A 22,822-nucleotide genomic window follows, 5' to 3' on the forward strand; every position below is an offset into this window, starting at 1 on the left:
CCCGGCCGTCCCCGCGCCGGCTCAGCCCTCCCGCACGCTGCCGGCCTCCGGCCCCACGACGCCCGGCCCCGGGGGTGCGGCCTCCGGCTCGGGCCGTGTGTAGGTGCGGCCCTTCCAGGCCGCGCCCCGGCCCCGGTAGTGCTGCACCGCCGAGTCCACCGTCATCAGCAGGTACAGGAACGCGGTGACCGGCAGGAGCAGCGACAGGAGCGGGGACTGACGGTAGTAGCGCAGCATCGGCAGGTAGGTCGCCGTCATCACGAGCCACGCCGCCGCCCCGGCCGCCGCCACCGCAGCGTCACCCGCGGCCAGACCGGCGACGAGGGCGAGCGGCGGCACCAGGTAGACCAGCGCCAGACCGAGCACCGTCCCCAGCAGGACCGGCGGCCGGTGGCGCAGTTGCGCGTAGGCGCTGCGCGCGATCATGCGCCACAGGTCGGCCAGCCGCGGGTACGGCCGCACGCTGTCCACCCGCTCGGCCAGGCCCAGCCAGATCCGCCCGCCGCCGCGCTTCACGGCCCGCGCGAGGGCGACGTCGTCGATGACCGACTGCCGGATCACATCCGGCACCCCCGCCGCGACAGCGGTGCTCGTGCGCAGCAGGACGCAGCCCCCGGCCGCGGCCGCCGTCCGCGCCCCCGGCCGGTTGATCCACCGGAAGGGATAGAGCTGCGAGAAGAAGTAGACGAAGGCAGGCACCACCATGCGCTCCCACAGACTCGCCACCCGCAGGCGCGCCATCTGCGACACCATGTCGAGGCCGTTCCCCTCCGCCGCCGCCACCAGCGACCGCAGGCTGTCCGGCTCGTGCGCGATGTCCGCGTCCGTCAGCAGCAGGAACTCCGGTTCCCGCTCCCCGGCCAGGGAGATCCCGTGCCGCACCGCCCACAGCTTTCCCGTCCAGCCGCTCGGCGGCTCTCCCGGTGAGACGATCCGCAGCGGCAGCCCGCCGTAGGCCGAGGCCAGGGACCGGGCCAGTTCCCCGGTCCCGTCCGTGCTCCCGTCGTCCACCAGCACCACTTCGGCGCGCCCCGGATACTCCTGCTCCAGCAGGGAGGGCAGGCTCAGCGGCAGCACCTCCGCCTCGTCCCTGGCGGGCACCACGACCGCCACCGAGGGCCAGCGCGCGGGATCACGCCGGGGCGGCAACCGCACGTCGGTACGCCAGAAGAAGCCCTGGCCCAGCAGCAGCCACAGCCAGGCGGCGAGGGAGACAACGGAGATCCACACGACGACGCTCATCCGCCGCAGTCTGCCACCACGCCCGGGAGGCGCACCGGCCCTTCGACTATGGTGAGCGGGTGAAGATCGCGCTCATGGACTCCGGAATCGGTCTGCTTCCGGCCGCTGCCGTCCTCCGCGGACTGCGGCCCGACGCCGACCTCCTCCTCTCCAGCGACCCCGAGGGAATGCCCTGGGGACCCCGTACCCCACAGGACCTCACGCGGCGTGCCCTCGCCGTCGCCGAGGCCGCCGCCGCCCACCGTCCGGACGCCCTCGTGGTCGCGTGCAACACCGCCACGGTGCACGCCCTGCCCGCGCTGCGCGCCCGCTTCGAGCCCGGCCTCCCCGTGATCGGCACCGTCCCCGCGATCAAGCCGGCCGCGACCGGCGGCGGCCCCGTCGCGATCTGGGCCACCCCCGCCACCACCGGCAGCGCCTACCAGCGCGGACTGATCGCCGAGTTCGCCGCCGGCGTCGAGGTCACCGAGGTGCCCTGCCCGGGACTGGCCGACGCCGTCGAGCAGGCCGACGAGGCGGCGATCGACGCCGCCGTCGCCGCCGCGGCCGCCCGCACGCCGCGCGAGATCCCGACCGTCGTCCTGGGCTGCACCCACTACGAACTCGTCGCCGACCGCATCCGCGCCGCCCTGCGTGGCCCCGGCGAACCCCCGCTCGTCCTGCACGGCTCGGCGGGGGCGGTCGCCGCCCAGGCCCTGCGGCGCGTCGCGAGCAGCCCCGACCTCACCCGAACGGGCGGACTCACGGTCCTGCTCAACGGGCAGGAGGGCAGCCTGCCGCCCGCCGCCCTCCGGTACGCCGAGGGCCGTCTGCTGAGCGGAGTGGGCGCCGCCCGCTGACGCCTGCCGACCGGGGATCCTCCCCCTCGGCGAGCGCGAAGGATCTTTCCCGGAGAAAAGGGACGCGGGTCACGGTGCGCGACAAGGCGCCTTCGCGGCGGAACCTGAGTACCCTCAACGCCATGAGGTACCCACCCCACGACGAGGCCGCCCGGGACGACAGCGGGGCTCACCCCGAGGTCTGGGAGGGCCGCGCAACCAACCACGCGCAGTGGGTGCTCGCGCTCGCGGGCGCCGCCTGTCTGGCCCTGGGCATCGCCCTGGCCGTGAACTCCAGCTGGAGCTCCGGCGTCGCGGCGCTCGCCGTCTCGGTGGTCGGCTGCCTGCTGGCCGGGCTGCTCATTCTCTTCGGCACGCTCGCCTTCGTGAGCGTCGCGGTCCGCGTCGACCACGACACCCTGGAGGTCCGCTGCGGCCACATCGGGGTGCCGCGCCGCGTGATCCCGCTCTCCCACGTGGTGCAGGCCGACTTCGATCCTTCCGTCACCCCGCGCCACTGGGGCGGGTACGGCTACCGCTGGCGGCCGGAGAGGGGCACGGCCGTCGTCGTCCGCCGCGGCGAGGGCGTCGTGCTGCGTCTGGGCGACGGACGCAAATTCACCTTCACCGTCGACGACGCCGAGGCGGCCGTGCGCGAGATCCGCAGACGCCTGCGTCTCTACGGCGGCCCCGCCGCCGCACCGGGCACCTGACCCCGAGGCGCGCCCCCTTCAAGGGGGCGCGCCTTTCACATGCCCCGGTCCTCGCGATCAGCGTATGAGGGGAAGGCCACACCCCGGTGCGGCCCGGGCGCGCCGTAGACTCCGGAGAGTGACCGTCACCCTCACCCCGCTGGACGACTCCGCGCCCCCCGGCCCCGCCCGCCGGGGAGAGCGGTTGCTGCGCCGCCTCGCGCCCGCCGTCGTCTCCGCCCTCGCCGGGCTGCTGCTGTACCTGAGCTTCCCGCCGCGCACCGTGTGGTGGCTGGCTCTGCCGGCCCTCGCCGCCTTCGCCCGGGTCCTGCACGGCCGCACCTGGAAGGCGGGGCTCGGCCTCGGCTACCTCTTCGGCCTCGGCTTCTTCCTGCCCCTGCTGGTGTGGACCGGGGTCGAGGTGGGTTCCGGCCCCTGGCTCGCGCTCGCCGCCGCCGAGGCCGTGTTCCTGGCCCTTGTCGGGGCCGCCGTCGCCCCGGTGACCCGGCTGCCGGGCTGGCCGCTGTGGGCCGCCGCGCTGTGGACGGCGGGGGAGGCGGCCCGGGCGCGGTTCCCGTTCGGGGGCTTCCCGTGGGGCAAGATCGCTTTCGGCCAGGCCGACGGGGTCTTCCTCCCGCTCGCCGCCCTCGGTGGCACCCCCGTCCTCGGTTTCGCCGTCGCGCTGTGCGGATTCGGCCTGTACGCCGCTGTCCGCGCCGCCCTCGCGTACCGCCGGGACGGCGTCCTGCCCCGGGCCACCGCGCTCACCGCCGGGCTCGCCGTCCTCGTCCCGGTCGGCGCGGCGTTCGCGGCCCGCCCGCTCGTCTCCGACCGCGCCGAGGACGGCACCGCCACCGTCGCCGTGGTCCAGGGCAACGTGCCGCGCGCCGGCCTCGGCTTCAACGAGCAGCGTCGCGCCGTACTCGACTACCACGTCAAGGAGACGAAGCGGCTCGCCGCGCGGATCAGGGCCGGGAAGGTCAAGCAGCCCGACTTCGTGCTGTGGCCGGAGAACTCCTCCGACATCGACCCCTTCCGCAACCCCGACGCGAGCGAGGTCATCGACGAGGCCGCCAAGGCGGTCGGGGCGCCCATCTCCGTCGGCGGCGTCGTCCTGAAGGCGGACGGCAAGCTCTACAACGAGCAGATCCTGTGGGACCCGGCGCAGGGCCCCACCGCCACCTACGACAAACGGCAGATCCAGCCCTTCGGTGAGTACCTCCCGATGCGCTCGCTGCTCGCCAAGATCAACGACAGCTGGACCACCATGGTCGCCCAGGACTTCAGCCGGGGCGACGAGCCGGGCGTCTTCACGATGGACGGGACCAAGGTCGGTATCGCCACGTGCTACGAGGCGGCCTTCGACTGGGACGTGCGCGACACCGTCACGCACGGCGCCGAGATGATCTCGGTGCCGAGCAACAACGCGACCTTCGACCGCAGCGAGATGACCTACCAGCAGCTCGCGATGTCCCGGGTCCGGGCGGTCGAGCACAGCCGCAGCGTCACCGTGCCCGTGACCAGCGGCGTCAGCGCCGTCATCCGCCCCGACGGGCGCATCGTGCGCAAGACCGGGATGTTCACCCCGGACACCCTCGTCGACGAGGTGCCGCTGCGCACCTCGCGGACCCCCGCGACCCGTATGGGCACCCTCCCCGAGGCGCTGCTGGTCCTGGTGGCCGCCGCGGGGCTCGGCTGGACGGTCACCGCGGCGGTCCGCCGCCGCCGCGACCGGGAGCGGACATCGGGGGCGTAGTGCCGGAACAACGGTGCGGGTCAGGGCCCCGGGCCCTGGCCCGCAGCCGTTTTCCGGGACGTTAGGGTCTGTCCATGGCGACTCCCGAATTCATCCTCAAGCTGCGCGAGAACATCGGCAACGAACTGCTCCTGCTGCCCGGTGTCAACGCTGTCGTCCTCGACGCCGAGGGCCGTCTTCTGCTCGGCCGGCGCGCGGACACCGGGAAGTGGGCTCTTCCCGCGGGGATCTGCGAGCCCGGGGAGCAGCCCGCGGAGACGGTCGTGCGGGAGGTCCTCGAAGAGACCTCCGTGCACTGCGTCGCCGAGCGACTCGTCCTGGTCGAAACGCTGCGGCCGGTGACCTACGCCAACGGCGACCGCTGCCAGTTCATCGACATCACCTTCCTGTGCCGGGCCACCGGCGGCGAGGCGCGGGTGGGCGACGACGAGTCCCTGGAGGTCGGCTGGTACTCCCTGGACGCGTTGCCGCCGCTCGCCGACTTCTCCCACTTCCGCATCAAGCAGGCCCTGTCCGGCGGTCCCACGTGGTTCAGCCCCGCCGCCTCCTGAGGCCACGGCGTCCCCGGCCGGCCCGACGCCTCGTCAACAGAGCGCCCGCTCCCGGCGGGAGGAGGTCACGTTGACGAGGCGTTGGTGCCTCCTTGGACGTTCCTAGACCAACTCATGTACCCCCGATGAACACTTGATCGACAGAGTGATCGGTGCGTGCGGCTGTCAACACCCTTTTCGCCGCACGTCCATTCGCTCACAGCAGGGGGTTCCATGAGATCGAGCCGACCTCGCCTGCGCGCCGGAGCGGTCTGGGCGGCGACACTGCCCCTGGCCGCCGGAGCCCTGGCGCTCGGCATACCGACCGCGTCCGCCGACACCGGTCACACCGGGCGGCAGACGCTGGCGGGCATCACACCGCACTGGGCCACGTCCAAGGCCGACCGCGGCGCGCTCTCCGCCGGCCACCAGGTCGAGGCCCGTGTCTACCTCGCGGGCCGCGACGCCGCCGGGCTCGCACGCTACGCCCGCGAGGTCTCCGACCCCGCGTCGCCCTCGTACGGCAAGTACCTGACGGCCCGGCAGACCGAGGACCGCTTCGGCGCGACGGGCGAGCAGGTCGCCGAGGTGACCGCGTGGCTCAAGGGCGCGGGGCTCACGGTGACCGGCCACCACCAGAACTACCTCACGGTGTCCGGCCGTACCTCGGCGGTGGAGAAGGCGTTCTCCACCAAGCTGCGCAACTACGCGCGTAGCGGCCACACTTACCACGCCCCCGACGCCGCGCCCTCCGTGCCGCAGTCCCTGCACGGTGCGGTGCTGACCGTCACCGGGCTGGACAACGCCCCGCACCGTGCGAGCCACGACGAGACGCTGCCCCCGCCGGACGCGGTCTTCCGCAACGCGGGCCCCTTCTCCACGTACTTCGGCTCGAAGACGAACAAGAAGCTGCCCTCCGCCTTCGGCAAGAAGGCCCCGTACGCCATCAAGGGCTACACGGGCAAGCAGTTGCGCGCCGCCTACGGAGCGGGCAAGCAGACCGGCAAGGGCGTCACGGTCGCCATCACCGACGCCTACGCCTCCCCGACCATCGCTGCCGACACCGCGCAGTACGCCGCGCGCAACGGGGACAAGAAGTACCGCAAGGGCCAGCTCACCCAGGTCCTGCCCGGGGACTACAACCGCACCGAGGAGTGCGGGGCGTCCGGCTGGTACGGCGAGGAGACCCTCGACGTGGAGGCCGTGCACGCGGTGGCCCCCGACGCCAACATCGTCTACGCGGGCGCCGCCTCCTGCTACGACGACGACCTGCTCGACAGCCTGAGCAAGGTCGTGGACAACCGGCTGGCCGACATCGTCTCCAACTCCTGGGGCGACCTGGAGTCCAATGAGACCCCGGCCTCCGCCGCGGCCTACGACCAGGTCTTCCAGCGGGGTGCCGTCGAGGGCATCGGCTTCTACTTCTCCTCCGGGGACGACGGGGACAACGCCGCCTCCACGGGGACCAAGCAGGTCGACATGCCCGTCAACTCGCAGTGGGTCACCGCCGTCGGCGGTACCTCGCTCGCGGTCGGCAAGGGCGACAAGTACCAGTGGGAGACCGGCTGGGGCACCCAGAACGCCGCCCTGTCCGCGGCCGGCGACTCCTGGAGCGGGTTCCCCGGGACCTTCACCTCCGGCGCGGGCGGCGGCACGAGCGCCGTCGTGGAGCAGCCCTACTACCAGAAGGGCGTCGTCCCCGCGAAGCTGGCGAAGGCGAACGGCAAGACGCCGATGCGTACCGTCCCGGACATCGCGGCCGTCGCCGACCCCAACACCGGTTTCCTGGTGGGCCAGACGCAGACCTTCCCGAACGGGAAGCTCAAGTACGCGGAGTACCGCATCGGCGGCACCTCGCTCGCGGCCCCGGTCATCGCCGGGGTCCAGGCCCTCGCCCAGCAGGCCCAGCACGGGGTCCCGATCGGCTTCGCCAACCCGGGCATCTACTCCCGCTACGGGACCTCGGCCTACCACGACGTCACCGACCAGCCGCTCGGCCAGGGCCAGGGGATCGGCGTCGTCCGCACCGACTACGTGAACGGCTTCGACGCCTCCGAGGGGACGAAGACCACCCTGCGCGTACTCGGCAAGGACAGCTCGCTCAAGGCCGTCACCGGATACGACGACGTGACCGGCGTGGGCAGCCCGGCCGGCGGTTACCTCTCGTCGTTCCTCCGTCGCTGAGCCACCGCTCCACCACCGGCGCCTGCGGCATGCCGACGCGTCACCACGGCCCTCGCACCCCGTGTGCGGGGGCCGTGCACGTGCGTGCAGCGGGAGCGGGGCACCTCAGCGGCGGCCGCTGCCGAAGCTCTCCACCTCGGTGCCGTACGGCAGGGAGTGCAGGGACTGGTCGGTGCAGAAGCGCACCACGAGATCCGCGAAGTCCGCCGTGCGCTCGACCGGCGCGAGGTGGTCGGTCTCCCGGATGGTCAGGAAACGGGCGGCCGGCAGCGAGGCGGCCACCTCACGGCCCATGTCCGGTGTCGTGAGCGTGTCGAACTCCCCGGTGACCACGAGGGAGGGAACGGCGGGCACCGGCTCGGGCCGGTACCACTCGTGGCGCATGAGCCGGGTGTTGTGCTCGGCCGACTTCGCGGTCTGCTCGGTGGTCTGGTCCGCGATCTGCTGGTGCACCAGTCGCGTGACGGCCGCGTGCTTGCGGACCGTCCCGACGCCGGGCGGGGCCATGAAACGCTCCGTCAGCTCCTGCGCGATGGGCCCGGTCTCCCCGCGCTCGATCATCCCCGCCCAGCGCACCATGGCCCGCCCGTAGTCCTCGGGGATGCGCCGGGTCATCCCCACCAGCATGAGTCTGCGCACCCGGCCGGGGCTGTGCTGCGCGAAGCGCAGGCCCACCGCCCCGCCGAAACAGGCCGCCACCAGATTGACCCGCACCACCCCGAGCGCGTCGAGCAGGGAGCGCACCGTCGCCGCCAGGAAGTCCACGCCGTACCGCTCCGGAAGGAAGTCCGCGTCGCCGTACCCCGGCAGGTCGACGGTGAGGAGCTGCCCGAGCGGGGCGAGACCGCGTTCGTGCCGCATCCACGAGAAGCGGTCCTGCGAGGAGCCTCCCAGGATCAGCACCGGGTCCTGCCCGGGCGTCGTCCGCCCCACGCTGCGCACGACGTAACGGAAGCCGTCGAACGAGAGCTGATGCTCCGTGGCCCCCTCGGCGTCCTCCTCCCGGGCGGGACGCGGGAGGGCGGCGGTCGCCGGTCCCGAGGGGGCGGAAGGGCCGTGTGCGACGGCTGTGGAACGGTGCATCTCGCGCTCCTGACGTGGGGGAAGCATCCTTATTAACAGGTCCGCGGGCCCCGTCCCGCGCAGGTGACACCTTCGGGAGGGCCCCGTACGGGTGTGCTGGCCCCAGGGCGCGGTGGCCGGGGGACGCGTGGGCTCGTGACACCCCCACGGCGACTACAGTGATCGCACTTGTGTACGCCGCTTCATCCAGGAGGTTCCGGATGTCCCCGCAGCAGGTCACCGTCGTCACCGGAGGCAGCCGCGGCATCGGCGCCGCCGTCTGTGTCCGGCTCGCCGAGGCGGGGCACCACGTCGCGATCGGCTACCGCTCGGACGGGGAGGCCGCAAAGAAGGTCGCCGCCGCCGTCCGGGAGGCGGGGGGCCGCGCGGTGACCGTCGCCGTCGACACGGCCGACGAGCAGGACGTGGACCGGCTCTTCGCGACGGCCGAGGCCGAACTGGGCACGGTCACCGGACTCGTCAACAACGCCGGGGTGAGCGGACCGGTCGGCCCGCTCGCCGAGGCGGACGCGGACGGGCTGCGCCACGTCCTCGACGTCAACGTGCTCGGCTACCTGCTGTGCTGCCGCCGCGCCGTACGGGACATGACGCGCACCGCAACGGCGGGGGCGATCGTCAACATCTCCTCGGCCGCCGCGACGCTCGGCTCGGCGGGGGAGTACGTGCACTACGCCGCGACGAAGGCCGCGACCGACACGCTCACCGTGGGGCTGGCCCAGGAGGTCGCGTCCTCGGGCATCCGCGTCAACTGCGTCGCGCCCGGTGTGATCGAGACGGGTTTCCACGCCGATCCGCAGCGGCCGGCGCGCGTCGGCGCCATGATGCCGATGGGCCGCCCGGGCCGTCCCGAGGAGATCGCGAGCGCCGTCCTGTGGTTCCTGTCCGACGAGGCCTCGTACGCGACCGGGGCGGTCCTGCGCGTGGCCGGAGGCCGTTGAGGAACGGGCAACGGGCCGTCGCGACAGGGTGCGTCGCTGCACGGCCCGTATAGACGCGGGCCGGGGCCCGGTCACCGTCCGGCGAAGGTGACCGAGCCCCGGTGTCGCAGGGGTGTCGGGGCCGCTTACGGCCAGGACACCACCGTCGAGGGCACCGTGTCCTCGCCCGAGGTGGGCGAACCGGTGTCGTTGATGACGTGGTCGTACTGTCCCTTGCCGCCCAGCGACGTGACGAGCAGGTCGTGGAACTTGACGCCGGGCTTGACCGGCGCCTCGAAACCGTGACCCTGCTGGATCGAGGGATCCACGTTGTAGAAGCAGTAGCTGCCCAGGCCCCAGCCCTCGTGGTTCTCCACGGAGTCGGCGACCTTGTAGGCGGCGTAGCCCTTCTGGTCACCGTTCTGGATGGAGGCCTGGTCGGGCGCGTCGTACGCCTTCTCGTTCTGGAAGAAGATCGTGCGGCCGTTCTCGCCGTTCCACTGCACGTCGTACTTGTTGAAGTGCTCGACGAACAGACCGGTCGCGAGGACGTCGTCCCCGTTGACGGTCAGCCCGTAGTCCGAGCGGTTGGTCTCCCAGCCGATCCCTTCCCCGTGGTCGGCCCGCCACAGCCAGGTGTGGTCGATGATCGTGTCGTCGCTGTTGATCACCATGCCGTTGGTCGCCTTTCCGGGACCGGCGCCGCCGACCCGGATGAAGACGTCCTGGAGGGAGGTGGGGTTGTCGGCGTGATCGACGTTCGACCCCTTCGTGCCGACCTCGACGAGGCTGTCGGAGTTGGTCGTGCCCGCGTCCACGAGCAGACCAGCGAGCTTCACTCCGTCCACGTCACCGACGTGGATCGCGGTGACCCCGTTGTCCGGGACGATCGTCGCCATGCCGAGCCCGAGCACCACGGTGTCGGCCCGGTCGATGTTGATCGTCTGGTCGACGTGGTAGACGCCAGGGGTGAACAGCAGGTGCAGTCCCTGGTCGACCGCCGCGTTGATGGTCTCCGCGCTCGCTCCCGGCTTGACCACGTAGAACTGGTCCAGCGAGAGCGACTCGCCCTCCGGGGTGCCCTTGTCCCAGGAGACGCCGCGCGCGTTGGTGCGCTTGGCCGGGACGAACACCTTGTAGTCGTTGCCGTCCAGGTACAGGAACGGCTTCTCACGGGAGACGGGCGTGGTGTCGAGCGTGGTGTACGGCGGGTCCGGGAAGCCCTGGTCGGGCGCTCCCTCGACACCGGAGAACACCATGTTCCACACGCCGTTGCTCCAGCCGCCCACGGAGCTGTCGCGGGTGTACCACTGCTGCTGCGAGTACGGGCTCACCTCGCCGTCGATCTTGCTGTCGGCGATGTAGCCACCACTCGCCCAGCCGTAGCCGTCCGGGGCGAGGTTGAGCCCGCCCTTGACGTGCATCCGGCGGAACGGCGCCGCCTGCGACACCGCCCAGCGGTCGGTGCCGTTGACCGGGTTGAGCGCGAGGTTCTCCGCCGAACGCCAGAAGTTCTGGGTGGCGTTGCCGTCGAACCAGCCCGCGTCGACCGTCACGTCACCGTTGAAGGTCGTGTCGTCGGGGTTCAGGCCGAGCCCGGCTATCGAGGTGTAGAAACCGAGCTGGGCGTTGATGTTGTCGTAGGTGCCCGGCTTGAACAGGAGGGCGTAGCGTCCGTCGCCGAACTGCGCCGACTCCTGCTTCTTGAAGATGTCGTCCACCTGGCCCTGGATGTCGGGCGTGGACGGGTCGAACACCTTCACGTTGGGCCCGAGGTCTCCGCCGCCCGGCAGAGGGTCGGCCGCCGCCTGCCCCGTGGGGGCGAGCAGGAACAGCGAGGTGACCAGAGCCGAGACCCCGGCCAGCGCGGTGGCGCGCCTTCTCGACCGGGGGGTGAGAGTTCTCTGGGGGGTGGATGAGGTGGGGGGAAAGTGCATCGTCGGGACTCCAAAGTCGCGGATCGATCTGCCTGACGATGCTTCACCCTTGTTTCAGACACGTCAATATCTGTGTGCGAGAAGCCTCGACTCTCCTTCTTGAAAACAAGAAGTGACGTCGCATAAGCGCCAGTTGGGGCTCTTCCTCCCCTTAAAGGAGGCTTAACGGAGCCGGGTTCCGTCTGCCCTTGCTTCAGGAACCGATTACGCGAGACCCCCCACTCGGCCCAGCAACCGATCCCGCTCCCTCTCGTTGTGCGCACCGACGGCCCGCCTACGGCCGTAAGCCTCCCAGGACGGAGCACTTCCGCATGAGCCCAGACACCACCACGCCGACCATCCCGCTTTCGTGTACGAAGGGGGCCGCCACCCCCGCCCCGGCGGGTCCCACGACCGGACGCCGCAACCTGCTGCGCGCCCTGTTCACCCTCGGCGCTCTCGGCGGGACGGCGATGGCCCTCGCCCCGGTGGTCACCGCGCGGGTGCCGGACCCGGTTCTCGCCGACCCCGCGCCGGCCCCCTCCTTCGACGAGGTGTACGCGGGCCGCCACATCCAGGGCGCGGGGGACTTTGCCCTCGTCGACGGCCGGCCGCTGCACCTGATGCGCCGCGCCGACGGCGGCTGGCTCACCGCCGTCGACCACTCCACGTCCTACGCCACCCCCCGCGAAGCCGTCCGGGCAGCCGTCGACGAGCTGGGCGGGGCCGCGGTGACCCGCAACGCCGCCCGGCACGGCGGCTGAAGAACCGCGAGGAGAACACATGGTCCACACCCGGAAGAACCAGCGCGACCTGACGAGCGCCGAGAAGAAGAGGTTCGTCGGCGCGGTCCTCGAACTCAAACGGTCCGGACGCTACGACGACTACGTGCGCACCCACGTCAAGTACTACGTCTCGGACGGCGACGGAGGCCCCCGCTTCGCCCACATGACGCCCTCCTTCCTGCCCTGGCACCGTCGCTACCTCCTGGAGTTCGAGCGCGACCTGCGCGAGATCGCCCCCTCGGTGACCGTCCCCTACTGGGACTGGACGAAGGACAACACCCCCGCTGCCGCACTGTGGCAGGAGGACTTCCTCGGCGGTGACGGCCGGCGCAGCGACCAGCAGGTGACCACCGGGGCCTTCGCCTACGGAAAGGGGGAGTGGGCGCTCACCGAGGGCGTCGACGACCGGCCCTATCTGCGCCGTGCCTTCGGCCGGCCGCAGGACCCCGTCGAGCTGCCCACCAGGGAGGAACTGGAGCGGGCCACGCGGGACACCACCTACGACGTCCCCCCGTGGAACTCGACCTCCCGCAGCGGTTTCCGCAACAAACTGGAGGGCTGGTCCACCGGTCGGGGCAGTGCCCGCTGGCGCAACCACAACCGTGTGCACCGCTGGGTCGGCGGGACGATGCTGGGCGGCTCCTCGCCGGGCGACCCGGTGTTCTTCCTGCACCACGCCTTCATCGACCTGGTCTGGTCGCGCTGGCAGCGCGCGAACCCGAAGGCCGGCTACCTGCCGGCCCGCGCCCTGGCGCCCGGCGACTCCCAGCGAGGCAGGATCGCGACCCTGAACGACCCGATGCCGCCGTGGGACGTCACCCCCGCCGAACTCCTCGACCACAGCGCGCACTACCGCTACGCCTGAGAAGCCCGGGCAGCCGTACGGCCCCGCCGGAGCGAACCGGCGGGGCCGTACGGTGCGTGGCGGTGACGAGGTCAGTTCTTGCCGTAGCCCTCGTCGCCGTAACCGCTGTCGTGGCCGCGCTCGTGGCCGCCGTCGGCGTTGACGCAGGTGTTGCCGAACGCGGGGTTCAGCAGACCGACGACGTTGACGCTGTTGCCGCAGAGGTTGACCGGGACGTGCACCGGAACCTGCAGGAGGTTGCCGGAGAGCACACCCGGGGAACCGATCGCGGCACCCTGGGCGCCGGCGTCCGCGGCGGCGAGGCCGGCGCCCGCGGCCACGACGGCACCGGTTCCGGCGAGGACAGCGGCTGCCTTCGCGAAGCGAGACATACGAAACTCCTTGGATTGCGAGTGGGCCACGGGACCGTGACCCATACGCCCCCTTCAACGTCGCCACTCACTCCAGGTCACGGCCCCGGCCCCGGTGTGTGGCAGACGGGTGACAGGGGCACCCGCAGGCCACGCGCGACATGCCGTCCGGTGCGGACCGGCGCAGGGTGGAACCCTGCGGCGCCGCCCGGGCGGCCCCACGACCAGGCCGAAAGAGGTGCGCCCCGTGCAGCAGCAGGACCGAGGCCCGAGCGGAACGGCCGCCGCGCCCGCGCTCGTCCACCAGTCGACCGTCACGCTGCGCGTCAACGGGCGCGAACACCGCCTCCCGGACGTGGACCACCGCACGGTCCTGCTCGACCTGCTGCGTGAGCGGCTCGGCCTGACCGGCGCCAAGAAGGGCTGCGACCACGGCCAGTGCGGGGCCTGCACCGTGCTCCAGGACGGGCGGCGCCTCAACAGCTGCCTCCAGCTGGCCGTCGCGTGCGAGGGGGCCGGCATCACCACGGTCGAGGGGCTCGCCGACGGCGACCGGCTGCACCCGCTCCAGGAGGCCTTCCTGGAACGCGACGCCTTCCAGTGCGGCTACTGCACCCCCGGACAGCTGTGTTCCGCGCTCGGTGTGCTCGCCGAGGCCGAGGAGGGGCACCTCTCCTGCGTCACCCCGCCCGGTACCGACCAGGGGCCTGTCCGCCTCGACGCCGCCGAACTGCGCGAACGCCTCAGCGGCAACCTGTGCCGCTGCGGCGCCTACCCCCGTATCGTCGAGGCCGTCGAGGACGTGATCCGGTGAAACCCTTCGCCTATCTGCGCGCCCGCAGTGTCACCGAGGCCGTCGAGGGTTTCGCCTCCGCACCGGGCGCCCGCTACCTCGGGGGCGGCACCAATCTGGTCGACCTCATGAAGCTCGGCGTCGAGACCCCCGCCGCCCTCATCGACGTGAGCGGCCTGCCGCTGGACCGCGTCGAGGAGGAGGCCGACGGGGGACTGCTGGTGGGGGCGGCCGTCCGCAACAGCGACCTCGCCGCCCACCCCGCCGTCCGGGCCCGCTACCCCGCGCTCTCGCTCGCGCTCCTCGCGGGCGCCTCCGGACAGCTGCGCAACGCCGCGACCACCGGCGGAAACCTCCTCCAGCGCACCCGCTGCGCCTACTTCCAGGACACCTCCCAGCCCTGCAACAAACGTCAGCCCGGGAGCGGTTGCGCGGCCCTCACCGGTCACCACCGCGAACACGCCGTCCTCGGCGCCTCCCCGCAGTGCGTCGCCACCCACCCCTCCGACCTCGCCGTCGCACTGAGCGCCCTCGGGGCGGAGGTGCACCTCACCGGAGCGCACGGCTCGCGCACCGTCCCCGCCGCCGACCTGCACCGGCTGCCGGGGGACCACCCCGAACAGGACACCTGCCTGCTGCCCGGCGAGCTCATCACCGCCGTCCGCCTGCCCGCCGAGTGCGCCGGGCTGCCGCAGACCTACCGCAAGGCCCGCGACCGCGCCTCGTACGCCTTCGCCCTGGTCTCCGTCGCCGCCGTGCTGCACGTGCGGCCCGACGGCGTCGTGCGCACCGCCCGGCTGGCGCTCGGCGGCGTCGCCCACCGGCCGTGGCGGGCCCGCACCGCGGAGGACGTCCTGCGCGGCGCCCTCGCGGGCGAGGACACCTTCGAGCGCGCCCTCGAAGCCGAACTGGAACGGGCCGACCCCCTGCCCGGCAACGCCTTCAAGGTGCCGCTCGCCCGCCGCCTCGCCGTCGCGACCCTCGGCGAACTCGCCGCCGCCCGCACCGACCGGGAGCCGACCCCGTGAACCAGCCCTCCCCAGCCCTCGGCACCCCCGCCCGCCGCCGCGAGGGCCGCGCCAAAGTCACCGGCGCCGCCCGCTACGCCGCCGAACACACCCCGCCGCGCTGCGCCTACGCCTGGCCGGTGCCCGCGACCGTGCCCTCCGGCCGGATCACCGCCGTCCACGACGAGGAGGCGCTCGAACTCCCCGGCGTCCTCGCCGTCCTCACCCACCACAACGCACCGCGGCTGACTCCCGCCGACGACCCGACGCTCCTCGTCCTCCAGGACGAACGCGTCCCGCACCACGGCTGGTACGTCGCCCTCGTCCTCGCCGAGACACTGGAGGCGGCCCGCGCCGCCGCGCAGGCCGTCCGGGTCAGCTACGAGACCGATCCGCACGACGTCGAACTGCGTCTGGGGCACCCCGGGATCTACCAGCCGCAAGACGCCAACGGCGGCCATCCCGCCGACCGCGAACGCGGCGACTTCGCGACGGAGTTCGCCGAGGCGGCCGTCCGCGTGGACCACACCTACAGCATGCTCGCGCAGCACAACCACCCCATGGAACCGCACGCCTCCGTCGCCGAATGGGACGAGACCGGGCACCTCACCGTCCACGACAGCAGCCAGGGAGCGACCGCCGTGCGCCAGGCGCTCGCCACCCTCTTCGGCCGGTCCGAGGACGGCGTCACCGTCGTGGCCGAGCACGTCGGCGGCGGCTTCGGGTCCAAGGGCACGCCCCGTCCCCAGGCGGTGCTCGCCGCGATGGGCGCCCGTCACCTCGGCCGCCCGGTCAAACTCGCCCTCCCCAGGCGCCAGTTGCCCGAGGTCGTCGGACATCGTGCGCCGACCGTGCACCGGGTGCGGCTCGGCGCCGGCCCAAACGGGGTCATCACCGCCCTCGCCCACGAGATCACCACGCACACCTCGCGGATCAAGGAGTTCGTGGAGCAGGCGGCCGTGCCCGCCCGCGTCATGTACACCTCCCCGAACAGCCTCACCACGCACCGCGTCGTCGCCCTCGACGTCCCGAGCCCCTCCTGGATGCGGGCCCCAGGGGAGGCCCCGGGCATGTTCGCCCTCGAATCGGCGATGGACGAACTCGCCGAGGCCGCCGGCATCGACCCCGTCGAACTGCGCCTGCGCAACGAACCCGCCACCGAACCCGACAGCGGGCGCCCCTACAGCAGCCGCCACCTCGTGGAGTGCCTGCGGGAGGGGGCCCGGCGCTTCGGCTGGGCGAGCCGCGACCCGCGCCCCGGAGTGCGCCGGGAGGGGCGGTTCCTGCTCGGGACGGGGGTCGCCGCCGCGACCTACCCGGTCCTGGTCTCGCCGTCCACCGCCGAAGCCCGTGCCCTGCCCGACGGCGGCTACCGGATCAGGGTCAACGCGACCGACATCGGCACCGGGGCCCGCACCGTCCTGGCCCAGATCGCGGCGGACGCGCTCCGCGCCCCGCTGGAGCGGGTCACCGTCGAGATCGGCAACAGCGACCTGCCCTCGGCGCCGCTGGCCGGAGGCTCCTCCGGCACCGCTTCCTGGGGCTGGGCCGTGCACCAGGCGTGCACCGAACTGCTGGAGGCAGTCGGGGAGTTCGGCGGTGACCTGCCGCGGGACGGGCTGGCCGTCGCGGCCGACACGAGTGATCTCGTGGGTGCCGGATCGCCGTACGCCCGGCACGCCTTCGGCGCCCACTTCGCCGAGGTCCAGGTCGACACCGCGACCGGCGAGGCCCGCGTGCGCCGACTGCTCGGCCACTACGCCGCAGGCCGCATCCTCAACCCCCGCACGGCACGCTCCCAGTTCGTCGGCGGCATGCTCATGGGGCTGGGCGCCGCGCTCACCGAGGGCAGCACCCTGGACCCCGTCTCCGGTGCCTTCGTCGAGGCCGACCTCGCCGCCTACCACGTCGCCTCCTGCGCGGACACCCCGCACATCGAGGCCCACTGGAGCGAGGAGGAGGACCCGCACCTCAACCCCATGGGCAGCAAGGGGATCGGGGAGATCGGGATCGTGGGCACGGCCGCGGCGATCGCCAACGCGATCCACCACGCGACGGGCGCCCGTCTGCGCGCCCTGCCCATCACCCCGGACAAGATCCTCGGAGAACTGCTGCGGGACGCCACCTCCCCGTAGGGCTCGGGCGCGGCGGGCGTCAGCGCGCGCGCCCGGCCCACTCCAGCAACTCGTCCAGCGGGCGGCACGTGACGACGCGCTCGGGCGGCACCCCGCACTCCTCGGCCCGCGCACAGCCGAAGGCCTGCCAGTCGAGCTGGCCCGGTGCGTGCGCGTCCGTGTCGATCGAGAACAGCGCCCCCGAGGCGACGGCGAGCCGCAGCAGTCGCCGGGGCGGATCGAGCCGGTCCGGGCGGCAGTTGATCTCCACGGCCGTCCCGGTCTCGGCGCAGGCCGCGAACACCGCCTCCGCGTCGAACTGCGACGGGGGGCGGCCCTTGCCGGTGACCAGCCGCCCGGTGCAGTGCCCGAGCACGTCGGAGTGGGGATCGCGCACGGCGGCCAGCAGCCGCCGGGTCATCTCCGGCGCCGGCATGCGGAGTTTCGAGTGCACGGAGACGACCACCACGTCGAGCCGGTCCAGCAACTCCGGCTCCTGGTCGAGTGTTCCGTCCTCCAGGATGTCGCACTCGATACCGGTCAGCAGCCGGAACGGCGCCCACCGTTCGTTGAGGGCGGCCACGAGGTCCAGTTGCTCCCGCAGCCGCGCGGCGGACAGCCCGTGCGCGACGGTGAGCCGGGGGGAGTGGTCGGTCAGGACGGTCCACTCGTGGCCCAGCGCGGCCGCGGCCCGCCCCATCTCCTCGACGGGGCTGCCGCCGTCCGACCAGTCGGAGTGCGTGTGGCAGTCCCCGCGGGTACGGGCGAGCAGTCCGGCCCCGCCCTCGGCGAGCGGGGCGCGCGCCTGCTCCTCCAGCTTCTCCAGATAGCCGGGAGTGCGCCCCTCAACGGCCTCCGCCACCACCTGCGCGGTCTTCGGGCCGATGCCCTTCAACTTCTCCAAGGTGCCCTGCGCGGCGCGCTGTTCGACCTCCTGGGGAGCCAGTTCGCGCACCACGGAGCAGGCCGTGCGGAAGGCCCGCACACGGTACGTCGGTGCCTGCGCGCGCTCCAGCAGGAACGCGATCCGGTCGAGAGCGGCCACCGCTTCCACGGGCACCTCCACGCACCTCGTTCCTTCGCCGCCGAGGAACCGGCGGCCGTGCTCAGGCCCCCTGCCACACCGTCGTCGCGTTGCAGAACTCCTTGATCCCGTGATCGGCCAGCTCGCGCCCGTACCCGGAGCGCTTGACGCCGCCGAAGGGCAGGGCGGGATGCGAGGCGGTCATGCCGTTGAAGAACACCCCGCCCGCCTCCAGGTCCCGCACGAAGCGCTCGGTCTCCGTCTCGTCCTCGGTCCACACGTTGGAACTCAGCCCGAAAGACGTGTCGTTGGCGAGCTGCACCGCCTCGTCGAGGTCCCGCACCCGGTACAGCGTGGCGACCGGGCCGAAGGTCTCCTCGCGGTGGATCCGCATGGCCGGAGTGATGTCCGAGAGCACCGTCGGCTCGTAGTACCAGCCCCGGTCGAAGCCCTCGGGGCGCCGCGCGCCGCACAGGACCGTCGCCCCGCGTTCGACGGCGTCGTCCACCAGCTCCTCCAGATCGGCGCGGCCCTGCTCGCTGGAGACCGGCCCGACATCGGTGGACTCCTCCATCGGGTCGCCGACCGTGAGCGCCTTCATGCCGGCCACGAACTCCCGCTCGAAGGTCTCGTACACCTCCTCGTGCACGATGAAGCGCTTCGCCGCGATGCACGACTGGCCGTTGTTCTGCACCCGGGCCGTGACGGCGGTGCGCGCCGCCCGCACGACGTCGGCGGAGGGCATCACGACGTACGGGTCGCTGCCGCCCAGCTCCAGCACCGTCTTCTTGATCTCGTCGCCCGCGATCGAGGCGACCGAGCGGCCGGCCGGCTCACTGCCGGTGAGCGTCGCGGCGACCACCCGCTCATCCCGCAGGATCGCCTCGATCGCGCCCGAGGACACGAGCAGCGTCTGGAAGCAGCCCTCGGGGAAACCCGCGCGCCGGAACAGGTCGCCGAGGTAGAGCGCGGTCTGCGGGACGTTCGAGGCGTGCTTGAGCAGACCGACGTTGCCGGCCATCAGCGCGGGCGCCGCGAACCGGATCACCTGCCACAGCGGGAAGTTCCACGGCATCACGGCCAGCACCACGCCCAGCGGGCGGTGGACGACCCGGGCCGCCTCGGCCCCCGAGTCCTCGACGTCCGCGGCGGCCGGGTGCTCGTCGGCGAGCAGCCGTTCGGCGTTGCCCGCGTACCAGCGCATCGCCTTCGCGCACTTGGCGGCCTCCGCACGGGCCGCCTTGAGCGTCTTGCCCATCTCGGTCGTCATGATCCGCGCGATGTCCCGCTCGTCCTGCTCCAGCAGGTCGGCCGCCCGGTTCATCAGCCGGGCCCGTTCCGCGAAGCCCGTCGTGCGGTACGTCGCGAAGGTCTCGTGGGCGCGCCGCAGCCGCTGCTCCACCTCGTCCCCGGACAGCGCGTCGAAGGTCTTCAGGGTCTCGCCGTCGGCCGGGTTCACCGTCGCGATGGGCATGGTCGTTCCCTCCTGGTCCAGGTACTCCGACCTTGCCGCGCTCCGGAGGGGGCCGCAACGCGGAGGCCGGCCGGTTCTCCCGCTCGCCTGCCCCCTGCCGGACGGGGAATGTGCGCCGCGCGTTCTACGGGGTGTCCACTCCGGGGCCCAGCTTCGCGAGGAGCCGGTCGACGAAGACCGTCTGCGCGGCGACCAGGGCGGTGCGCGCCCGCTCCGGCGTGCACCACTCCACGCGGTCCAGCTCGGGGAAGTCCTGCGTGCGGCCACTGCCGCGCGGCCACTCCATCGAGAAGGTGCCCGGCACCATGCTCGCGGGATCGAAGTCCCCGGGCACCGCCCACACCGTCACGATCTTGCCGCTGCGCTGCTTGTGCTCGCCGAGCGGGAGGCACGGCCCCTTTGGCGCGGGATGCCCCAGCTCCTCGTGGAACTCCCGGCGGGCCGCCGCGAGCGGTTCCTCGTCGGGCTCGTACTCGCCCTTGGGGATCGACCAGCCCCGGGCGTCCTTCCGCGCCCAGAACGGGCCGCCCATGTGCCCCAGCAGTACCTCGGTCCCGGCGGGCCCCTGCCGGTACAGGAGCAGGCCCGCGCTGCGCTTGTGCGTCATGGCGCCAGTCTGCCCCGTGGGGCGCGCCACCCACGGTGCGCCCGGTGCGGGCCGTGTCCGGCGCGCGGGGCGTCGCGGACCGCACTAGCCTCCGGGGCATGACGTCCACGCCGCACCGCGCCACGTACACCGTCACCCTCAAACCGCAGATGACCGACGAGTCCGGCCACCTCGACCACGGCACGTCCATGCGGCGCGCCGTCGTCCGCGCCACGGGGGAGGAGGGCGAGAGCGGCTATCCCCGGTACGTCGGAGACGGGTTCGAGGTCGACATCGATCCCCGGACCCGCGCCGTGGAGGCGGCGACGGTGGACGGACTGGAACTGCCCTACGGCTGGGTCGCGGAGGCGGAGGTCGGTGCCGCCGACGAGTGACGCGCCGCCCGCCGGAGCGGGCCACGCGTGAGGCCTCCCTGCTCCGGGCGCCCGGCTGCCGAGACCGCCGGACGTGACCGCTGACCGGAAACGCGGATCTGCTCTCGCGCTCCGGGGCGCCTGCTATCGTCCCGGTTATGAGAGGGAATCCCGAATCAGAGACGCGGGGTGAGGTGCCCGCGCCGGCCGGCGGACGGGAGGACCCGGCCGGGTTCACCGAGGAACGGCTCGCCGCGCGGCTCGCCGGGCTGCGCGCCGAGCACGGCCTCACCCTCGGGCAGCTCGCCGACCGCAGCGGGATCAGCCGGTCCACCCTGTCCCGGCTGGAGCGTGCCGAGATCAGCCCCACCGCCGCGCTGCTGGGACGCCTGTGCACGGTGTACGACCGGCCCATGTCCCGGCTGCTCGCCGAGGTCGAGTCCGCGCCCCCGCACCTGACACGCGCCGGGGAACAGCAGGTGTGGCGTGACACGGAGAACGGCTTCGTGCGACGTTCCGTCTCCCCGCCGCACCCCTCCCTTCGCGCGGAGGTCGTCGAGTCGACGCTGCTTCCGGGCGCCGACATCGCGTACGAACAGCCGCCCGTGCCCGGCCTCGAACAGCACATCTGGCTGTTGGAGGGCGAGATCGACGTCACGGTCGGGGATACGCGGCACCACCTGCGGCACGGTGACTGCCTCCGGTTCCGCCTGTGGGGAGCGACGCGCTTCCACTGCCCCGGGCCGGAACCCGCGCGCTACGCCCTGGTCGTCGTCCTTCCCTGAGGCGGCTGAGGCGCCGCCGTGCACCGACCGACATGGTCGCCTCCGACCGGCGTGACTCCTCGGCCCTCCCGCATCCCCGCATCACCGCATCCCCGAACTGGAGAACCCCATGAAGTCGGGCGTCCCGCTGCCCCTCACCTGTGCACGGCTCACCCCGGACACGTTCCGTACGGCACTCCCCGGCCTCGTGGACCTGCTCGTCGCCACCGTGCGCGGCGGGGCCTCCCTCGGCTTCCTCGACCCGTTCGGCCCTTCCGAGGCCGAGGAGTGGTGGCGCTCCCGGAGCCCGTCCCTTGCCTCGGGAGCGCTCTGGACGTGGATCGCGACGGTGGAGCCCGGGGGCGATGCCCCAGGTGGCACCGTCCGCCCGCCCGTGCTCGGCACCGTGGGCCTCGTGCCCGGCGACCGGCCCAACGGACGCCACCGCGCGGAGATCACGAAGCTCATGGTGCACCCCGAGGCCCGGGGCCGGGGCCTGGCGCGGCGGCTGCTCGCCGGCGCGGAGACGGAGGCCGCGGCCGCGGGGCTGCGCCTGCTCGTGCTCGACACCGAGACCGGCAGCCCCGCCGAGCGGCTCTACCGCTCCACCGGCTGGACGGAGGCCGGCAGCATCCCGGACTACGCGGCCGACCCGGCCGGGAACCTGCGCCCGACCACCCTCTTCCACAAGAGGCTCACCGCGACACCGCGGCGGTAACCCGGTGCGCGGCCCCTCCGCGCGTCAGCGGCGCCGTGCGAGACGCCGCCGCACCAGCCACACCGCCGCGCTCGCGCTCCCCGTCGCGAGCAGGGCCACCCCCGCGTCGAAGGCCGGAGAGGAGCCCTGGGCCACGCTGCCGCCCAGCCCTGCTTCGACACCGCCCTTGGGCACGGTCACCCCGGCGGAAGGCGACGAGGACCCGGCGGGGGAGCGTCCGTCGCCAGGGGCGGAGGCATCCCCGTACGGCCGCCGTGCACGCCCCGGCCATCCCTCGGAAGGTTCCGCCGCACGCGTCGAGGCGGACGCCGAAAGCGAGGGGGGCGCAACCGGCGCGGACGTCTCGGGCGGTGCAGGGGGAGCCGCGGACGACGGCGCCGAAGAGGGTTCGGTGGCCGGCGGCGACGCCGGACCGGGCACCCGGACCGGACCGCCCGTCAGCTCCGTACCGTCCGCGCAGCGTACGGCGACCGAGTAGCGGCCGTCCCCGAGGGCCAGCCACGAACCGGTACGCTCCCGGCCGCTGGCCGTGAGGTCGAGGACGTACCCCTCGTCGAAGGCCGTGCGCCCCGCCGGAAGCAGCGCCGCCCGCCCGCCCTCCGGGCAGGCCGAGGTCACCAGCCGGACCGCGGAGAGCTGCGCCGTCACCTCGACCCTCGGCGCGTCGGCGTCCGCGCGGGCCGGGCCGGCCGCCGCCAGCAGGGCCACCGCGGCCAGTCCCGTCCCCGCGAGCGTCGTGCCGGCTGTGCCCATGTGTCTCCGCCCTCCGGCCCGGCACGGGGGCGCCGACGCGGCGCCGGTCTGCGGGAAACCGTGCGGCCCACGACCGA

22 protein-coding genes are annotated in these 22,822 nt (G+C 73.1%); 14 read left to right on the forward strand and 8 right to left on the reverse strand.

Annotated features, from left to right (window positions below):
• Window positions 1-21: 21 nt before the first annotated feature.
• Window positions 22-1,242 (reverse strand): glycosyltransferase, encoded by a 1,221-nt coding sequence (locus AB0J21_RS21865; protein ID WP_363147732.1) that lies wholly within the window; start codon window positions 1,240-1,242, stop codon window positions 22-24.
• A gap of 59 nt (window positions 1,243-1,301) precedes the next feature.
• Here AB0J21_RS21865 and AB0J21_RS21870 point away from each other — a divergent pair, with 59 nt between their 5' ends.
• The 5 genes from AB0J21_RS21870 to AB0J21_RS21890 all read left to right on the forward strand — a co-directional run bounded on the left by AB0J21_RS21870 (window position 1,302) and on the right by AB0J21_RS21890 (window position 7,222).
• Window positions 1,302-2,081: an aspartate/glutamate racemase family protein gene (locus tag AB0J21_RS21870; protein ID WP_363147733.1), complete on the forward strand. Its 780-nt coding sequence runs from the start codon at window positions 1,302-1,304 to the stop codon at window positions 2,079-2,081.
• 122 nt (window positions 2,082-2,203) lie between these two features.
• The gene (locus AB0J21_RS21875; protein WP_363147734.1) at window positions 2,204-2,773 is read left to right on the forward strand and encodes a hypothetical protein; all 570 of its coding nucleotides are present in this window, start codon (window positions 2,204-2,206) and stop codon (window positions 2,771-2,773) included.
• 118 nt (window positions 2,774-2,891) lie between these two features.
• Window positions 2,892-4,508 carry an apolipoprotein N-acyltransferase gene (gene lnt, locus AB0J21_RS21880; RefSeq protein ID WP_363147735.1) on the forward strand — a complete coding sequence of 539 codons (1,617 nt, stop codon included), beginning with the start codon at window positions 2,892-2,894 and terminating at the stop codon, window positions 4,506-4,508.
• 74 nt (window positions 4,509-4,582) lie between these two features.
• Complete coding sequence (locus AB0J21_RS21885; RefSeq protein WP_363147736.1) at window positions 4,583-5,059, forward strand: NUDIX domain-containing protein; 477 nt, start codon at window positions 4,583-4,585, stop codon at window positions 5,057-5,059.
• A 213-nt stretch (window positions 5,060-5,272) separates the two neighbouring features.
• Window positions 5,273-7,222: a S53 family peptidase gene (locus tag AB0J21_RS21890; protein ID WP_363147737.1), complete on the forward strand. Its 1,950-nt coding sequence runs from the start codon at window positions 5,273-5,275 to the stop codon at window positions 7,220-7,222.
• A gap of 105 nt (window positions 7,223-7,327) precedes the next feature.
• Here the strand turns inward: AB0J21_RS21890 and AB0J21_RS21895 are convergent, their stop codons facing one another.
• On the reverse strand, window positions 7,328-8,305 hold the full coding sequence (locus AB0J21_RS21895; protein WP_363147738.1) for an alpha/beta hydrolase: 978 nt from the start codon (window positions 8,303-8,305) through the stop codon (window positions 7,328-7,330).
• Window positions 8,306-8,505: 200 nt separating this feature from the next.
• Between AB0J21_RS21895 and AB0J21_RS21900 the strand changes: the two genes are divergently transcribed.
• The gene (locus tag AB0J21_RS21900) at window positions 8,506-9,243 is read left to right on the forward strand and encodes an SDR family oxidoreductase (RefSeq protein WP_363147739.1); all 738 of its coding nucleotides are present in this window, start codon (window positions 8,506-8,508) and stop codon (window positions 9,241-9,243) included.
• Window positions 9,244-9,368: 125 nt separating this feature from the next.
• Here AB0J21_RS21900 and AB0J21_RS21905 read toward each other — a convergent pair whose 3' ends face one another.
• Window positions 9,369-11,159: a coagulation factor 5/8 type domain-containing protein gene (locus AB0J21_RS21905; protein ID WP_363147740.1), complete on the reverse strand. Its 1,791-nt coding sequence runs from the start codon at window positions 11,157-11,159 to the stop codon at window positions 9,369-9,371.
• A 311-nt stretch (window positions 11,160-11,470) separates the two neighbouring features.
• Here AB0J21_RS21905 and AB0J21_RS21910 point away from each other — a divergent pair, with 311 nt between their 5' ends.
• A complete protein-coding gene (locus AB0J21_RS21910) occupies window positions 11,471-11,902 on the forward strand; it encodes a tyrosinase family oxidase copper chaperone (protein ID WP_363147741.1) in 432 nt (143 codons plus the stop codon).
• 19 nt (window positions 11,903-11,921) lie between these two features.
• Window positions 11,922-12,788 carry a tyrosinase family protein gene (locus AB0J21_RS21915; RefSeq protein WP_363147742.1) on the forward strand — a complete coding sequence of 289 codons (867 nt, stop codon included), beginning with the start codon at window positions 11,922-11,924 and terminating at the stop codon, window positions 12,786-12,788.
• Window positions 12,789-12,859: 71 nt separating this feature from the next.
• On the opposite strand, the gene AB0J21_RS21920 is transcribed toward AB0J21_RS21915, so the two are convergent.
• On the reverse strand, window positions 12,860-13,159 hold the full coding sequence (locus AB0J21_RS21920) for a chaplin (protein WP_363147743.1): 300 nt from the start codon (window positions 13,157-13,159) through the stop codon (window positions 12,860-12,862).
• Between the two features lie 226 nt (window positions 13,160-13,385).
• Here AB0J21_RS21920 and AB0J21_RS21925 point away from each other — a divergent pair, with 226 nt between their 5' ends.
• Genes AB0J21_RS21925 through AB0J21_RS21935 form a run of 3 tightly spaced genes read left to right on the forward strand, consistent with a single transcriptional unit; the run spans window position 13,386 to window position 17,073 of the window.
• Window positions 13,386-13,952: a 2Fe-2S iron-sulfur cluster-binding protein gene (locus AB0J21_RS21925; protein ID WP_363147744.1), complete on the forward strand. Its 567-nt coding sequence runs from the start codon at window positions 13,386-13,388 to the stop codon at window positions 13,950-13,952.
• Window positions 13,949-14,959, forward strand: coding sequence for a xanthine dehydrogenase family protein subunit M (locus AB0J21_RS21930; RefSeq protein WP_363147745.1), 1,011 nt, complete (start codon window positions 13,949-13,951; stop codon window positions 14,957-14,959). Before AB0J21_RS21925 ends, AB0J21_RS21930 begins: the two co-directional genes overlap by 4 nt.
• Window positions 14,956-17,073, forward strand: a complete 2,118-nt coding sequence (locus AB0J21_RS21935; RefSeq protein WP_363147746.1) for a xanthine dehydrogenase family protein molybdopterin-binding subunit — start codon at window positions 14,956-14,958, stop codon at window positions 17,071-17,073. Before AB0J21_RS21930 ends, AB0J21_RS21935 begins: the two co-directional genes overlap by 4 nt.
• Before the next feature lie 19 nt (window positions 17,074-17,092).
• On the opposite strand, the gene AB0J21_RS21940 is transcribed toward AB0J21_RS21935, so the two are convergent.
• The 3 genes from AB0J21_RS21940 to AB0J21_RS21950 form a co-directional block, all read right to left on the reverse strand.
• The gene (locus tag AB0J21_RS21940) at window positions 17,093-18,106 is read right to left on the reverse strand and encodes a PHP domain-containing protein (RefSeq protein ID WP_363147947.1); all 1,014 of its coding nucleotides are present in this window, start codon (window positions 18,104-18,106) and stop codon (window positions 17,093-17,095) included.
• A gap of 52 nt (window positions 18,107-18,158) precedes the next feature.
• Window positions 18,159-19,550, reverse strand: a complete 1,392-nt coding sequence (locus AB0J21_RS21945; protein WP_363147747.1) for an NADP-dependent succinic semialdehyde dehydrogenase — start codon at window positions 19,548-19,550, stop codon at window positions 18,159-18,161.
• A 124-nt stretch (window positions 19,551-19,674) separates the two neighbouring features.
• Entirely contained in the window at window positions 19,675-20,157 is a 483-nt protein-coding gene (locus AB0J21_RS21950; RefSeq protein ID WP_363147748.1) for an NUDIX domain-containing protein, read from the reverse strand.
• A 98-nt stretch (window positions 20,158-20,255) separates the two neighbouring features.
• On the opposite strand from AB0J21_RS21950, the gene AB0J21_RS21955 reads away from it, so the two are divergent.
• The 3 genes from AB0J21_RS21955 (at window position 20,256) to AB0J21_RS21965 (ending at window position 21,992) form a co-directional block, all read left to right on the forward strand.
• Window positions 20,256-20,531, forward strand: a complete 276-nt coding sequence (locus AB0J21_RS21955) for a hypothetical protein (protein WP_363147749.1) — start codon at window positions 20,256-20,258, stop codon at window positions 20,529-20,531.
• 137 nt (window positions 20,532-20,668) lie between these two features.
• The gene (locus AB0J21_RS21960) at window positions 20,669-21,295 is read left to right on the forward strand and encodes an XRE family transcriptional regulator (RefSeq protein WP_363147750.1); all 627 of its coding nucleotides are present in this window, start codon (window positions 20,669-20,671) and stop codon (window positions 21,293-21,295) included.
• A 109-nt stretch (window positions 21,296-21,404) separates the two neighbouring features.
• The gene (locus AB0J21_RS21965) at window positions 21,405-21,992 is read left to right on the forward strand and encodes a GNAT family N-acetyltransferase (protein ID WP_363147751.1); all 588 of its coding nucleotides are present in this window, start codon (window positions 21,405-21,407) and stop codon (window positions 21,990-21,992) included.
• A gap of 24 nt (window positions 21,993-22,016) precedes the next feature.
• On the opposite strand, the gene AB0J21_RS21970 is transcribed toward AB0J21_RS21965, so the two are convergent.
• Window positions 22,017-22,745 (reverse strand): serine/threonine protein kinase, encoded by a 729-nt coding sequence (locus AB0J21_RS21970; protein ID WP_363147752.1) that lies wholly within the window; start codon window positions 22,743-22,745, stop codon window positions 22,017-22,019.
• Window positions 22,746-22,822: the final 77 nt, after the last annotated feature.

The sequence above is a fragment of the Streptomyces sp. NPDC049954 genome, assembly GCF_040656295.1.
In the GTDB taxonomy this organism is placed as follows: Bacteria; Actinomycetota; Actinomycetes; order Streptomycetales; family Streptomycetaceae; genus Streptomyces.